The sequence below is a fragment of the Paenibacillus sp. 1A_MP2 genome, assembly GCF_052244825.1.
GTDB classification, from domain to species: Bacteria; Bacillota; Bacilli; order Paenibacillales; family Paenibacillaceae; genus Paenibacillus; species Paenibacillus vandeheii.
In genome coordinates this window covers 3,478,682-3,493,225 of record NZ_JBQQCS010000001.1, presented here as the reverse complement: position 1 = coordinate 3,493,225, position 14,544 = coordinate 3,478,682, and the positions used below count along the sequence as shown (strand labels likewise).

The window sequence follows — 14,544 nt, the reverse complement described above, 5'->3', positions numbered from 1 at the left end:
GGAACAATCAAATTATAAAACTGTGAACTCACATGAAAAGGCCCTTCCGTCCATAAAGCGGAGGAGCCAATTTCATGCTGCACGCAAGATATATGCTAGTATATAATCCAACTATATGAATCTCAAAGGAGGCATTTTCATGGTTGAAAGACCAACTACAGAGGAGTATGCAGCTTTCTATGAAGGGTACATGCAGCTTGTTCCAGAAGGGGACATCATCGAACTGTTAGAGAAACAGGCCAACATCGTACAAACGTTGCTTTCTTCATTGACAGAGGAGCAAGCAAATCATCGTTACGCCGAAGGCAAATGGAGCGTGAAGGAGGTCATCGGCCACCTTTTGGATAATGAACGCATCATGAGCAGTCGATTGCTTCGCATCGCCAGAGGCGACAAAGCGAATCATCCCGGCTATGATCAGGACGTGCTTATGCAAAGCCATCCCTTCGATGCGTATACAGTATCCGATTTGAACGAAGAATATGCAGTTACACGCCGCTCAACCATACTTATGCTCCGTCGCCTCACGCCGGAAGCTTGGCTCTGCAGAGGGATTGTTAGTGATAATCCTGCTTCTGCTAGATCGATAGCCTGTATTATGGTTGGACATGAGCTCCACCATCTGTCAGTACTTCGCGATCGCTATTCGCTGGATGTGAACTTATAATCACAACTAAATAATAGTTCTGGCCTCTTCTACAATTTGATTAATGATATCACCTGCAGATTGGTTATCTGTTAACATTCTCGTTCCCTGCCCTGCCCAAAGGGCCATATACTCTGAATTATTTTGGCGAGCAGAAACATTTCTGATCTCTCGAGTTAATGTATTTTGGGTAGGGAAGGGTAGCGGTTTAGTACGGGATGCTTCCCAATGTTGTATAAAATCATTCTTTATACCACGCGCTGGCCGTCCAGAAAATGCATTTGTTATTACGGTACTTTCCTCTGTGCTATCAAGTAACGCACGTTTATATACCTCATGTGCGCCAGACTCAGCGGATGTCAAGAAACGAGTCCCCATCTGTACACCTTGTGCTCCCAAAGCAAGTGAAGCCACCAGCCCTCGGCCATCCATAATTCCACCTGCAGCAACGACTGGAATATGGACATGATCTACAATTTGTGGAACAAGTGCCATGGTTCCGATGTTCGCTCCGCCGGGCTGAGATGATACATTAAAAGTTCCTCGATGTCCTCCTGCTTCACTACCTTGTGCAACAATAACGTCACATCCGCGCTTCTCCGCTTGAATAGCTTCCTCTACCGTGGTGGCCTTACTCATGATTTTGATCCCTAACGATTTTGCCTTCTGCATATGATGCTCAGAAAGCAATCCAAACGTTGTACTAATAATCGGAACTTTTTCGTCCAACAAGATACCGAACTGTTCCTCAAAATGATTAGATGAACTGATTTCATCTTTAGTCCGCCGCTTCACACCCAAGGACTCTCGAATCGAGGTCAGCTCTTCGTTTACTGCATCAAAATTCGTATATTGATCTGGTCCAACATGGGCAAAAATATTTACGGCAAACGGTGCTTTAGTTCGTTTTTTAATCTCGTGTATGGCATCTCTTAGCTCTTCAGGGCTCATATACGCAGCGCCTAGCGTACCTAACCCACCTGCATTGGAAACCGCAGCGACTAAGGGTGCCATGTTGGCGATACCCGCCATGCCCGCAAGAACGATGGGATAACGAATATTGAAGCTTTCACAGAGCTTGCTGTTTAATTGAATAGACATCGATATGTTCTCCTCATTCATTGGATTGGGTTCTTCTTCAGTTTACATCGAGTTTACCCATCATGTATAATCCGTAAATCAGATGCTACATATCACCATTTCAGATAGATCGTATTCTAACTCTATTTGTCTTTTTCAGTCATCGGGTCAAGAACTCCTGCAAATAGAACAAAAAAAAGCCGCTATTACAGCGACTTTCAATGGATGAAATCCCCCACATGTGCTTTTTGCTTACTTTAATACTCTTTCTTTATTACGAAAAACGAACCCCGAATGGTTCCAGCTAACTTCGATTTCTGCCTGGCAAACTTGAACTTTTCTTCTAACTCTTTTGGTATCTCCATCCCCTCAGAGAGCTTAAAACCAACAGCCCGCTTCTTCGGGTCATCAACCGTATACATGACATTGAGAGCAAGTCCATCTTCATAAAAGACGTAGGAAAATCGAATGTTTTCCACTTGAAAAGCCGACGTTTCCAAGGGCTTGGCCGCAAACTCAATATCTCGTTCTTCCTTCAATATTCGGTTTACATATTCAAGAGTATCCTGACTTTCGCTAGCGGGTACAACCGTGAATTCATGCTTATATTTGTTCATAAAATAACGGGCTTCGTTTGCACGTAAACCAGCCAGTGCTTCAGCTACCGGTGAAGACTCTAAACCAACCGTAGACACATTTTTGAAATCAACGCTATACGACATCACGATCTCTCCTTCTTGTTATTTCCTAACTACAGGAATCCACATTTCACCAAACAGCAAGCCGTTTTGCTGCCCCATCTCAACCGTTGTATTTGGGCCACCTACATAAGCGTAATTCTTTTCTTGTGGCAGAACTTGCCCAAAAGCAACGCCAGTAAGGTTATTACTCAACTCTTCTGCCGTTGTCCCTTCCCCTTAATCACCAGATATTCTCCCTTAGGGAATTGAATTACTCTAGTTGCTTCTGGCAATGTTGCTTCGGTCATGACGCCAGCATAATGCATCATTTTGTTATTCACCGCTTCGTTCACAGCAAAAATGTAGTCATTTGTCGCTACAGCTTTTAAAGCATCCAGACTTCCATCTTGTTTCACAGCCGACCAAAAATCCGCTTTTTCTTTGTTAATGCCAGCAAAATCTGTGTAGTGGCTCTTAAGCTCAGTTCCAATACCCAAAACGACAAAGCTGTCTTTTTCTTCAAATTGATAATTACTCATCATGAACACCGTCCTCTTTAAATTTATCAGTGGTTTGTCTTTTCACTTGATGGGTTTATAATAACCTTAAATCATGTCAAATTATGATACTGTTTAGGGAGGCCCGATGAAAAAAGTTGAACGGATTAATATCATCATGAGGTATATCAACAACCGCGCTCACTTTACCATTTCTGAAATCATGCGGGAATTTAACATCTCACGTTCGACCGCTATTCGAGATATCAGGGAAATTGAAGCCATGGGCATGCCACTTGTCGCTGAAGTTGGGAGGGATGGGGGTTATTTTGTCATGAACAACTCTGTCCTTCCCACGGTCCGCTTTACTGATAATGAGATCAAAGCTCTGTTTATTGCCTTTATGGCCACTAGAAATCAACAACTTCCTTATCTGAAGAGTCGTCAGTCTTTAACCGAAAAATTACTGGGTCTCATCTCCAAAAATCAGCAGGACGACCTGGTTCTTTTAAATCAAATATTGTTATTTGAAGGAACCAACCCTCATAATCCCGACTTGCTTGATTTATCAGACCTGCCCCACCCTATGTTGGAAAAAATCATCCAGATTCTTCTTTTAGAGAGCTATTTATTGGTTACCGTCAAAGAAGACAGGGAAATAAAGTCTTATCCCATTTATCTCTTGCACCTTTATCGTGAAAAAAGTCTATGGCTCATTGAAGGCTTTGACTTAGATGCAGAAAAGAGGCGAATTTTATCTGTTGACAATCTCACCCATGTAGAACCATACCCACCGAAGAAAAGGGTCAGTAAGAAAAAGATTTTAGAACAACTAAACAAGAAGGAAGAGGTCATCAATCTTGTCCTAGAGCTTGGTCCAAAGGCAATTGCACAGTTCAAGAAGTATCACCCTTTAAAGTTTTCCCTTTCTTATACGAATCCTTACCAAACCACAGCCGTTATAAAGGCGTCTATCAACGTTCATCATCCAGAAGAATTAACCGAAATAACCAATTGGTTGCTTTTCTTGGGAGGAGATATCACAGTCAAGGAGATGCCCGAAGAAGTCTTAGCAGATGTACAAGAGAGATTTAGCTTATATTGCTCCTAATCCAGTGGACCGTTTAATCCCTGATCATTTGGAGTTTGACCGTGCTTTTATTATCTGCTGTTTTTACTGAGATCTACTATGGGACATTATCCCAATTATCCATCGGAAGAAGAAGCCTAAGGTAATATTTAGCGATTCATAAAATAAAAACGTATTGAGGACTATCTCCTCAACACGTTTTCTGGTGATCTATAGCTCGCTTACATCATCTGTTATTGTTAAGCTCTTCGAAAAACTTAATATTAGTATTGAAATCGGGCACGGATTGAGATTCCTCAGCTTGTTTGACTAATCTTACACCATGTCGAGCATCTTGTGACTTTTTGGCGGCTTGAGTTCAGTAATTTGATTTCATCTAAAGTGCAATAAAATATCATTCACGGATTGCTCAGGGGACTGCTCCGAACTATCCAGCCAAAATCCGATTTGAGGCGTTTCTTTCAAAAATTCCGAGTACAAATTCTCTACCGTAAAGCCAGTGTACCCGACCTTTCCTCTTGATTTTTCACGCTCTTTTACCACCTCTACCTTAGGACACAGCACAACTAACTGAACTGGGTAATCCTTTAACTGCTCCATCATATAGACTAATTCCGCACCGTAGTAATTATCCTGCAAAACTACAGAAAAACCATTCTCATAATAGATTTTTGCGGCATTTGCGGCTAGCTGATAACGCAAATATAATTGACGGACTGCTTCTTCCGACGGTTCAGCGGACATGTCTTCGCGGCCGGATACAATCATACGACGGAATATATCACCACGCAGATGCACGGCTTTTCCCAGCTTGGAAGCCAGCAGCTCCGACACTGTTGACTTACCAGAAGCCATTACGCCTGTAATTAAGTAGATCGCTTTTTCCATAACTTAGTACCTCCTTCTTATCATAAACAGAGCCCAGCCTATACAAAGAAGAAACATTCAACATGGGTTCTTAGACATATTTATTTATCATGGCATTTAGAAACTCTCGAAATTCTACAACATATGCTTTAGGTTCTATGATTTCCAAATCCGTCCCGAAACTAGCTAAAAACCGAAATCCAAAGTGGTTTTGTGGCATATCTATTTCGGCTATAAGGAGTTCAGAATTGTAAGCTTCAATCCTTTTTTGACCGTATCTTTCAATAAATTGATCTTTTATTCGATGTGAGATCAATACTTTAATTGTAATTAGTTTCGGTTGATAATATTGCTCTGATTTCTGTTCAGTCATATAATCTCTAGCAACAAATGTTTTAATATCGATATTCAGATTATCCGTTCTGGACAATTTAAAAGTTCGATATTCCATTCGATCTAAACAAAACCCCTTCAAATACCAACTCATTTCACTAAAATGAAGCTGGTATGGCTCGACCCGTCTCTGCGACTTGACTCCACTTTGATCTATATAATCGAATGTAAGTAACCTTCCCTGCACTATTGCTTCCTGGCAAGTCTTTAAGATTTGCACAATTTCAGGACGACCATCCCAATTATAGAATGACAGTTGAATTGTACCTCCCAAAGTTGTTGAACCTATCATCGATTCAATTTTTTTAAGCGTTGATTCTACTTCGTCACTAAATAGAATTTTTCCTAATCCACCGAGTGCAGTTAGTATATTTTCTAAGTCTTTGCTACTTAAAAGTCGTTTGTCTATTTTGTATTCATCCATAATCCCGTATCCACCGTTCACTCCATTTATAGAATAAATGGGAATGTTAGATAATCCAAGTGTTTCCATATCACGTAGAATCGTTCTTTTGGATACATTGAATAATTTCGCAAATTCGGTGGCTGATACCACATTCTTTTGCAGCAAGATCATTATGATAGATATTAATCTTTCAATTTTGTTCATGATAGTCCTCTTTAAGTAAATAAATTTTGAACAAAGCTATAATAGGTGACAATATAGCTGTCACCTATTATAGCTTACACTTCATGTATTACAAGAAGGAGGTTTTATCATGTCAGTTATTGCATATTTAAATTTTGATGGGAACACTGAGCAAGTCATCGCGTTTTATTCAGAAGCTTTAAACGCAAGTGAGGTAAAAAAAGTGAAATTCAAGAATTTTTCACAAGATCCAAACTACCCTATACCAGAAAATGAGTTAAACATGATTATGGAGTCATCGTTAGAATTCGCTGGAGGAAAAATAATGATGTCGGATATACTTCCTTCGATGAAGAACGTAACGGGGGAGTTGGTTAAAGGTAACAATGTAATCATCAGCATCATTATTGATGATAAACAGACAATGGGCAATTACTTTTCTAATTTGTCTGTAGGTGGCTATGTCATCATGCCTTTATCAGAAATGCCTTGGTCTTCCTGCTTCGGAATGTTGGTTGATAAATTTGGTATCGTTTGGAAGTTTAATAGCGACGCTAATACATTCCTGGATAGCGTAATTTCTAATGCGACTTAATGAACTGCTTCCAGCAAAGTCAAAAAGCGAATTGAGATCTTGGTTTCAACAACATTGCCTGACTGAAAATTCTTGCTGGATCGTTGTGAGTATGAAATCAACTCCAGGTACGATGCTGTATCTGGATGCTGTTGAAGAAGCCTTGTGTTTTGGATGGATTGATGGACAAAAAAGAAAATTTCCGAGACTCAATTAGCTCAAAGACTATCTCCTCGAAGCAAAAAAAGTTCATGGACTGAATTGAATAAAGAAAGAGCCCGTCGCCTTGAAGCGTTGGGATTGATGACAGATGAAGGTCGAAAGGTTCTCCCTGATCTCAGTTACGAATCATTTAGAATTGACCCTATTATTGAGCAGAGGTTAAAAGAGGACACGGATGTGTATCAGAATTTTGCGGCATTCCCAGATCTTTATAAAAGAATCCGAATCGACACCATCCAAAGCTATAAAACTCAACCTGAGTTATTTAACAAAAGATTAGATAAATTTATAACAAACACCAAACAAAATAAAATGTATGGCAATTGGAATGACAATGGACGCCTTTACACCCAAAACACCTCACCTTGAATGTTCAGGTGAGGTGTTTAATAATAGCAAGCGACATGATCGAAATCGGAAATGAATTTCCAACTTATCAATCAATGATCATTTGAAATTTTATCATTCAAAAAGATTTGATTGGTGGAGTTGCTTTATTGGATTGTTGAGTAAAACTCCATGATTACTCACCCAGGTTGTTCCAGAACGCTTGGAAAGCACCTTTCTCGATTTCGAAGAATACCGGTACATTGCCGTAACGCACCAGACCTTCCCCAAACAGGACTAATTGGACCTGCGTCTTATCTTCGAGCGTCAGGTAGATGATCTTGCGATCTTCCTGCCCGTAAAGATGCTCCTCCAGTTCCGGGCTCGTTGCTATCGGTTTTGCAGCGTATAGCGCTGAGATAAAGTTGTTCAGCGATTTGTCCGATGCGAGCGACTGCAGCTGCTGCAAGCCGTTGTTCCAGCTGGCGAAGGTCTCCCACTGCGCCGAAGCGAAGTTGCCTTCGAGATGAAGCTTGCCGATCAGGTCTTCGCCGCTGCCGATAGTGATGCCGTTGCTTTGGTCAAACAGTTGGGCATACCCCTGACCATCGATCTCGGTGTAGGACATGATGCGGAAATTCGTGTCGTAGCCGTTGACGGCATAGATGTCCGCTTCTCCAATGTTGGAGGCCAGCTCCGTGTACTCATCTTGGTCGCTCAGCTCATGGATGCCGCCTGTTGTAGTGCCTAACTTCTGTCCGCGCAAAGCAAGCGCATCCGGACCGTCAAGCGAAGTAGCGGACTGTGTGTAGACATTGCCCTGATAGACCACCAGTTGAAGCATATCGGCCTTTACGCCATTACTCTTCGAATCTGGAAGCTCCATCTTCGGAATCACCACCGGGTCGAATGACGCGCCCAGAGTGACCTGTGCCACCTGTGTCACTGGCGCGGCCGGTCCGCTCACTTGCTGCCATATGCTTGGCGCCGCAAGTCCAATACTGGCAGCGATGACGACGCTTGCTGCAATATAAAGAGATTTTCGCTGGCGTTTTTGCTCATGACGTTGTGTGTTCAAAGTCTGCTCTATCCTTTTTTTCATTTGATCGTTTGTTTTCATCTGATCCACCGCTTTCTTATAGTTTCGTTTGAATTGTTCCTCTTTCATTGGGGTTCTTCTCCTTCCAGCTCCAGTTTTAACAGCTGTCTTCCCCGCTTCAATCGCATCTTCACCGCAGACTCGCTGATCTGCAGGATCTCGCCGATTTCCCGGATCGGATAATCTTCGTAATAGTACAAATGAACCACCGATCTATACTTGACGGGCAGTGACAGTACGAGTTCGATCAGCGCCTGATCTTCGGGGTCGTCTGTCGTATGGGAATCTGCTCCCTCCAACTTGACCTCCCGTTTGCGCCAGCCTCTGCCTAATAAGGATTTACAATGATTGGTGATGACCCGGATCAACCATGCTTTCTGATGTTCTGCATCGTTGAACGTAGGGGCTTTTTCCATTAACTTGATGAAGGTATCCTGAGTGGCTTCCTCCGCGTCCTCTCGCCTGCCGAGGTGCACCATGGCAATCCGGAACAGCGTATCCGCGTAAGTCTCATAGACTTTCATCACATGATCTCCCCGTTGGGGCACTGATCGCTGCATGGTTGTTCTGCCCTCCTTTATATCTCTAACACTCTCAAGGACGGCATTTGGTCACATTTTGTTGTAAATTTAAATCTAGACAGACAAAAAGCCGTCATTATTGACGGCTTACACGATTTAATGCATATCTGGTAGTTACAGCAATAACAGAAAGCGTGTTAAATACTTCTATGGATCACAGATTTAGTCTCGGCTGCCTCAAAAATAGTCTCAATTAGTACAAGTACTCTGTGAACTTCATCATTCTTAATTGCAATTTCAGATTTCCCTTCGAGTACAGAGACAAAATTTTCATAGAAGCTTTGCTCCTCCAAGTCCGGCTTTTGTATTGCAAACTTTAGCGTGGACTGTTCGGACGGCGGCGCCATCGTTTTGGTCAATCCCTGCCCCGCTTGGATAGGTTTCGGCTCTATATGAGCAACATCCGGATTTCGAGTGATAATCTCTCCACTTAAATCCCAGTCCCGAATCACTGCAGTACCTTCCGTTCCTTTGAGATACCATCTCGGTAGCTTCACATAATTGGTCGTTCCCACTTCAATCAGTGCCGTCAGGCCATCTTTAAACGTTATATAACTCGTAAAACCATCATCCACTTCAGTTCCTAAAATATAACTTAAATTAGCCGCAACGCTTTCAATTTGGCTATCTGTAATCTGCAGCAGTTGGTCCAGCAAATGCACGCCCCAATCCAGCAGCATACCTCCACCGTAATCCTTCAGCTGGCGCCAGTCGCCAGGTATGCCGTTGGCTCCTTGAACCCTGGATTCCAAATGGAACAGCTCGCCCAAAGTCTTTTTCTCGATGATGTCCTTGGCAGTCCGAAAATCTTCATCCCAGCGACGATTTTGATGGACCGTAAACACGCGTTTCTCCTGGTTCGCTACCTCGACGATATCATTAAAGTCCTTGCTGGTTATTGTAACCGGTTTTTCGCAAATTACATGTTTACCAGCCTGCAGAGCTTGAATTGCTATATCTTTGTGAACATCATTAGGTGTAGCAATCAAAACGATATCCACCAGCTCATCTGTTAGAACAGCATCCAGACTTGCATATGTTTTATAGCCGGCTTCCTTGCCCAATTCCATCCGATATGCAACCGTATCGTATACTCCGATTACGGAAATCTGTGATACAGGCTCAATTAACTGGCAATGATAGCCGCCCATCCCCCAAAGCCAACAATTGCTATATTATAAATTCGGTTATTCATCTTCATCGTCCTTTCCCATTTTGACTATGCCTACATAGACTTCTCACAGCAAACTTTATGTAAAAAAAGATGAGTGGCTGCGACCTTGATTCTATGCAAGATGTATAGCACCTCAACTTGTTTAATACCCTTATCATACAAGTCTGATAAAAGACTATCTTCCTATTTTCTTGCTGTTTTATTCCCGGATATTGTCATGCGATACTTTAAAGGCGATGTCCCCGTTGCTTCCTTGAAGAAGTGATGAAACGTCTTAACGCTATTGAATCCCGACTGCTCAGCTATTTCGGTAATTGAATAATTTTCATTGAGCAAAATCCATTTCGCTTTATTAAGTCGATATTCATTTAGAAAGGTTATGAAGGTCATTCCTGTATTTTTCTTGAAAAACTTAGTGAAATAATACGGGCTGAACCCTATATAGTCGGCAACGTCCTTTAATATAATTGATTCCTGGTAATGCCTTTCTACATATTCGAAAATTCGTTCCAGCTTTAAAAGCATTTCTTTGGTCGGAGTCAAGATATGTTCCGAAATTTGGGGTCGATGTGTCTCATTCCCCCTTGGTACTTCTCTTAGAATAAAAGCCAACATTTCGTAAAGCCTAGCCTTGATCATATATGCATAGCCCTCTTTGCGCTCATCATCTTCTGTGCTTATGCTTTGAAGAAGAGGAAGAAGCCTGGTTGCCGTTTCATGAGGCCAGTTCCTGCTGGATTGCTCTATTTGAGTAAAAATGTCACGAAGCGACCGATCATCGTAAATTAGTGTGGATACGTCTTGAAACAGATTCAGGTCAAATTGAATAACAATTCGCTCACTGTCTGGGGATGACAAAAAAAAGTGGACGTCACCGCCATTGATGAATTGGACTTCCCCCTGCTTCAGACGAATCACCTTATCATTCAAGCCCAAATCCAAGCTTCCTTGGGTAACATAAATAATTTCAATTTCCTTATGCCAGTGCGGATAACAGAGCACATCCCCTTTGTGAATAAAGCTCCGAAATGGGAGTCGTTTGTCAAGTTCCGGGATTTCCAGATATAAACTCATGTACGTTAGCTATCCTCCTTAAATATGTTTCATTCAATACATATCATGTAACCGATTTCGGAGCAACTTCATGTGCAAATTCCTTCTGTTCATTCTCTGTTGATCCTAATCATAAAATTTAAAAGGATGTGTATATAAACGTTTTTCTCATCATGATTGTTGCTGAGTAGTCCTGCATCATCAAGTCGATTTTGACGGTAACGGTGCAATATAGGATTAACAATAAGCCTTATCAAAAATCGCACATCCGAATATCCGGATGTGCGATTTTTTACATTCTAATTCTCTTGTTCCTTAATTACCTGCTCAATTCCCAAAAGAATCAGCTTCAAGCCGAATTCAAACGCTCCGTCGGTTCCCATCAGTTCAAACAAGCCGTTCGTGAACATTCTCCGGAACAATCCCGCTTCCGCTTCGCCCATGGAGTCCAGAAGGCGAATCATCTCTTCACCAGGAAGTGCTGCTTGGTCCTTAAAGATTGCGGCGACATTGCGCTGATGCTGATAATCATCCAGAACGAAGTAGAAGACATAGTTCACAAGTGTAGTAACCACTTGCATTTTCTGATCTTGCTCAAGCGGCGTCGATTCTACGCAGAGCAGCATGCGGTTGGTGAACCGAATAATGTCCGGTTCGTGAGGCAGCGTCATCATCATGAGCTGCGTGGAGCAGGGATACCGGCTGAGAACACTACGTATCGTTTCCGCAAGACCCGTTAGCTGCTCCTTCCAGTCTCCCTCGGAGTGGAACTCCTCCAGAATTATTTTCGAAACCTGGTTGGCCAGACGCTGATAGAGATGCTGCTTGCTTTTGAAGTACCAATACAAGGAGGGTGCCTGAATCCCCAGCCGATCGGCCAACCGCCTCAAACTGAATTTCTCGATACCCTCCTCACCGAGAAGCTCCCACGAAGCTTCCAAAATCTTATCCTCCGAAATTTGAGGCTGTTGTTTTTTCATGGATATCCGCCCTTTTATCTAACAGTGTAAGATTATGCTTTACAGGTTCATAAGTTCATGATACCATCTAACACTGTAAGGTACAAACTAACACTGTTAGATTGGAAGTTGAATATATTGTTCGAATTCCAGACCATTTTAAAAATAAATGAAGAAAGAAGTGAAACCCATGGATGCAGAAAACCTCCATTATTTTGAAAAAGCACCGATTGCAAAAGCCGTAGCTCACTTCGCCGTACCCATGATGTTAGGCACGTCGATGAGTGTCATCTACTCCATCTTAAATGCCTATTTCCTTGGGACACTGGGCAATACAGCCATGTTAACCGCACTCGCTCTAACCTTGCCGTTATTCGCGGTGATTATGGCGCTCGGTAACTTGATTGGTATGGGTAGCGGTACATTCATCTCCCGTTTGCTCGGTGAAAAAAGATATGATGATCTAAAGCATGTGTCTTCATTCGCCTTTTACAGCAGCTTAGTTCTTGGTGTTATTGTGATTGCCGTTGGCCTTCCTTTGATCGATCCAATCGTTCAGGGCTTGGGAGCAACGCCTGAATCCTTTGGATTTACGAAGGACTATGTCACGATTATGCTTATTGGTTCACCATTCGTCATCTTATTTTTCACACTGGAGAATATTGTGCGCTCCGAGGGTTCAGCGATCACGTCGATGGTCGGTATGATTCTCAGTGTGGTTGTAAATATTATTCTTGATGCGATAGCCGTCTTCATCTTCCATTGGGGTGTGATCGGCGTTGCTTCTGCTACGGTCATCTCTAACTTGATTGCAAGTGTTTTTTACGCATTCCATATGGGATATAAGAGCCAGTTTTTGACTATCTCCGTAAAATGGTTCAGAGCTTCCAAGGAAATTATGAGCAATGTTTTCAAAATCGGAGTTCCCGTTTTTATAATGAGTATCTTCTTGGGTGCAATGTCACTCATTTTGAACCATTTTCTTGTCGAGTATGGGGATCAGGCCGTAGCGGGGTACGGAATTTCATCACGTTTGTTGCAATTTCCTGAGTTTATTCTGATGGGCTTATGCGAGGGAGTTGTGCCGTTGATCGCCTTCTCTTTTACAGCGAATAAATTACGCATGAAGCATACCATTGGATTTACGATCAAAGCCATTGTAGCGTTAGCTGTTGTGTTCGGCGTTGTCGTCTATCTGATATCCGACCACTTGATTGGTTTATTTACAAATGACCCTCAATTAATTGAAATGGGCAGCTACATTCTGCATGTCACGTTCTTATCCTTATTTATTACAGGAATGACCTCGTTGTTTGTGGGGATCTTCCAGGCAACAGCGCAAGGTACCGCCGCCTTCATTATGTCAGTCATTCAAGGAATTACTCTCATTCCTGTGCTCTATATCGCCAACCGACTTAATGGCTTCCACGGGGTCGTTTGGTCCCTCGTCATTGCAGATGTCGTCGCGTTCCTTGTTGGAGCTATTATGCTGTATATTCTGCGAAACAAATTGCAGCCTGAATTGGAAAATCTAGTACATTAGAAAATAAACAATAAGTTTCCCATCTAACAAAGCAAAATAAGAAACCATTCCTCTTTTCTAGGGACGGTTTCTTATTTGTGTGTTCTTATTCAATACATGTATCAACTTTCATTTTTCGAACAAGCTTAATCCTTCCCTATAAATCGATTCCCTTTTCATTTCGTACTTTGTCCGGTGTTACATCATTTCCATCTGGATCGAGTACTGTAAGCGCTGAAAAAGTGTTTAAGACCTGCCCTCGAATTTCCCGTAAATAGTCTTCTCGTAAAACTTGTTGTTCAACTCGTTCCGCATTTGTCAGACCCTCTTCACGCTGTTTTTCGCCAATTGATTAATGCGATCTAAACTTTTAATCATTTTTTCCTCTCCTCTAATACAATTAATCTTACTGGTAGTCTAGCACTGAAATGAATACGCTGCACCTATTTATTAGATAATGCCGAGAAATATGGCATCACTCTCTCCCCTCTAATTCTTGATTCACATTTATTTAATGTCCTTACCACCACATAAATATGCAAAAGCAACAAAAGCAAAAATGGAATCGAGATTTTTTGTATTTTTGTTGATAAACACGTCATTGGCAGGATACGCATTGATAATCTGATTAGCCCTCAGGGAGAGCAGCATATCTATGGGCATATGGCGCGGTCCTTTCCTTTCAGACACGTTGGGCAGCGGGGAAGCAGAACGAGATTACAGCTCCTCCCTCTTTACGGTTGGTGGCCTGAATCAGTCCGCCGCAGCGTTCTACAATAGCCCGGGCAATCGCCAGTCCCAGTCCGGACTCCCCGTCTTTTCCTTTGACGAAGCGGTGGAATAAGGTGGGCAGCAGCTCCTGTGGAAATCCGGGACCGTCATCCGAGACGGATAGCGCAATCTTACCTTTTTCCAAGCTTGCATTGATGCGAATTTCTTTTTTTGCGTATCTTGCGGCATTCGTCACGACGTTAAGGAGTGCCTGCAGCAGTTTATCCTGATCAGCCATAATGAACAGCTCTTGATTCTCCGGGCAGGTGATATGAAGGGTAAGTCCTTTCTTAACAAGTAGTGGATTAACACGCTCTGACGTTTCCGTCAGCAATTCGTTCAGGCTGACCTCGGAAGACTTGAAAATATCCTCTTCACTATCCAGCTTTGCGAGCAGCGTCATTTCGGTGACAATCTTCC

The 14,544-nt window shown here is 42.4% G+C and carries 13 protein-coding genes and 4 pseudogenes; 5 read left to right on the top strand and 12 right to left on the bottom strand.

Going from position 1 to position 14,544, the window contains the following annotated elements; translation table 11 throughout:
* Positions 1–139: 139 nt before the first annotated feature.
* A complete protein-coding gene (locus ACTWJ7_RS17145; RefSeq protein ID WP_301877173.1) occupies positions 140–667 on the top strand; it encodes a DinB family protein in 528 nt (175 codons plus the stop codon).
* A 6-nt stretch (positions 668–673) separates the two neighbouring features.
* On the opposite strand, the gene ACTWJ7_RS17140 is transcribed toward ACTWJ7_RS17145, so the two are convergent.
* From ACTWJ7_RS17140 to ACTWJ7_RS17130, 3 genes and pseudogenes are all read right to left on the bottom strand, one after another.
* Entirely contained in the window at positions 674–1,768 is a 1,095-nt protein-coding gene (locus ACTWJ7_RS17140) for an NAD(P)H-dependent flavin oxidoreductase (RefSeq protein WP_301877174.1), read from the bottom strand.
* 215 nt (positions 1,769–1,983) lie between these two features.
* Positions 1,984–2,448, bottom strand: a complete 465-nt coding sequence (locus tag ACTWJ7_RS17135; protein WP_293017282.1) for a phage tail protein — start codon at positions 2,446–2,448, stop codon at positions 1,984–1,986.
* An 18-nt stretch (positions 2,449–2,466) separates the two neighbouring features.
* Positions 2,467–2,945: pseudogene (locus ACTWJ7_RS17130) on the bottom strand (GyrI-like domain-containing protein).
* A gap of 106 nt (positions 2,946–3,051) precedes the next feature.
* Between ACTWJ7_RS17130 and ACTWJ7_RS17125 the strand changes: the two are divergent.
* A complete protein-coding gene (locus ACTWJ7_RS17125; protein ID WP_301877175.1) occupies positions 3,052–4,014 on the top strand; it encodes a helix-turn-helix transcriptional regulator in 963 nt (320 codons plus the stop codon).
* A 351-nt stretch (positions 4,015–4,365) separates the two neighbouring features.
* Here ACTWJ7_RS17125 and ACTWJ7_RS17120 read toward each other — a convergent pair whose 3' ends face one another.
* Positions 4,366–4,881, bottom strand: a complete 516-nt coding sequence (locus tag ACTWJ7_RS17120; RefSeq protein WP_301877176.1) for an AAA family ATPase — start codon at positions 4,879–4,881, stop codon at positions 4,366–4,368.
* Between the two features lie 70 nt (positions 4,882–4,951).
* The gene (locus ACTWJ7_RS17115) at positions 4,952–5,863 is read right to left on the bottom strand and encodes a helix-turn-helix transcriptional regulator (protein ID WP_301877177.1); all 912 of its coding nucleotides are present in this window, start codon (positions 5,861–5,863) and stop codon (positions 4,952–4,954) included.
* Positions 5,864–5,972: 109 nt separating this feature from the next.
* Here ACTWJ7_RS17115 and ACTWJ7_RS17110 point away from each other — a divergent pair, with 109 nt between their 5' ends.
* Both ACTWJ7_RS17110 and ACTWJ7_RS17105 read left to right on the top strand, forming a co-directional pair.
* Complete coding sequence (locus tag ACTWJ7_RS17110) at positions 5,973–6,437, top strand: VOC family protein (RefSeq protein ID WP_301877178.1); 465 nt, start codon at positions 5,973–5,975, stop codon at positions 6,435–6,437.
* Positions 6,427–7,007 (top strand): annotated as a pseudogene (locus tag ACTWJ7_RS17105) (YdeI/OmpD-associated family protein). Before ACTWJ7_RS17110 ends, ACTWJ7_RS17105 begins: the two are co-directional and overlap by 11 nt.
* Before the next feature lie 154 nt (positions 7,008–7,161).
* Here the strand turns inward: ACTWJ7_RS17105 and ACTWJ7_RS17100 are convergent.
* From ACTWJ7_RS17100 to ACTWJ7_RS17080, 5 genes and pseudogenes are all read right to left on the bottom strand, one after another.
* The gene (locus ACTWJ7_RS17100) at positions 7,162–8,133 is read right to left on the bottom strand and encodes a hypothetical protein (RefSeq protein WP_301877179.1); all 972 of its coding nucleotides are present in this window, start codon (positions 8,131–8,133) and stop codon (positions 7,162–7,164) included.
* On the bottom strand, positions 8,130–8,624 hold the full coding sequence (locus ACTWJ7_RS17095; protein ID WP_301877180.1) for an RNA polymerase sigma factor: 495 nt from the start codon (positions 8,622–8,624) through the stop codon (positions 8,130–8,132). Before ACTWJ7_RS17095 ends, ACTWJ7_RS17100 begins: the two co-directional genes overlap by 4 nt.
* A 158-nt stretch (positions 8,625–8,782) precedes the next feature.
* Positions 8,783–9,846: pseudogene (locus ACTWJ7_RS17090) on the bottom strand (Gfo/Idh/MocA family protein).
* Between the two features lie 156 nt (positions 9,847–10,002).
* Positions 10,003–10,893: an AraC family transcriptional regulator gene (locus ACTWJ7_RS17085; RefSeq protein WP_301877182.1), complete on the bottom strand. Its 891-nt coding sequence runs from the start codon at positions 10,891–10,893 to the stop codon at positions 10,003–10,005.
* 278 nt (positions 10,894–11,171) lie between these two features.
* Complete coding sequence (locus ACTWJ7_RS17080; RefSeq protein ID WP_301877183.1) at positions 11,172–11,852, bottom strand: TetR/AcrR family transcriptional regulator; 681 nt, start codon at positions 11,850–11,852, stop codon at positions 11,172–11,174.
* A gap of 169 nt (positions 11,853–12,021) precedes the next feature.
* Between ACTWJ7_RS17080 and ACTWJ7_RS17075 the strand changes: the two genes are divergently transcribed.
* Positions 12,022–13,374, top strand: a complete 1,353-nt coding sequence (locus ACTWJ7_RS17075) for an MATE family efflux transporter (protein ID WP_079349110.1) — start codon at positions 12,022–12,024, stop codon at positions 13,372–13,374.
* A 136-nt stretch (positions 13,375–13,510) separates the two neighbouring features.
* Here ACTWJ7_RS17075 and ACTWJ7_RS17070 read toward each other — a convergent pair.
* Together ACTWJ7_RS17070 and ACTWJ7_RS17065 are read right to left on the bottom strand one after the other, a co-directional pair.
* Positions 13,511–13,731: pseudogene (locus tag ACTWJ7_RS17070) on the bottom strand (DUF896 domain-containing protein).
* Between the two features lie 304 nt (positions 13,732–14,035).
* Positions 14,036–14,527: a sensor histidine kinase gene (locus tag ACTWJ7_RS17065; RefSeq protein ID WP_443145668.1), complete on the bottom strand. Its 492-nt coding sequence runs from the start codon at positions 14,525–14,527 to the stop codon at positions 14,036–14,038.
* Positions 14,528–14,544 lie beyond the last annotated feature (17 nt).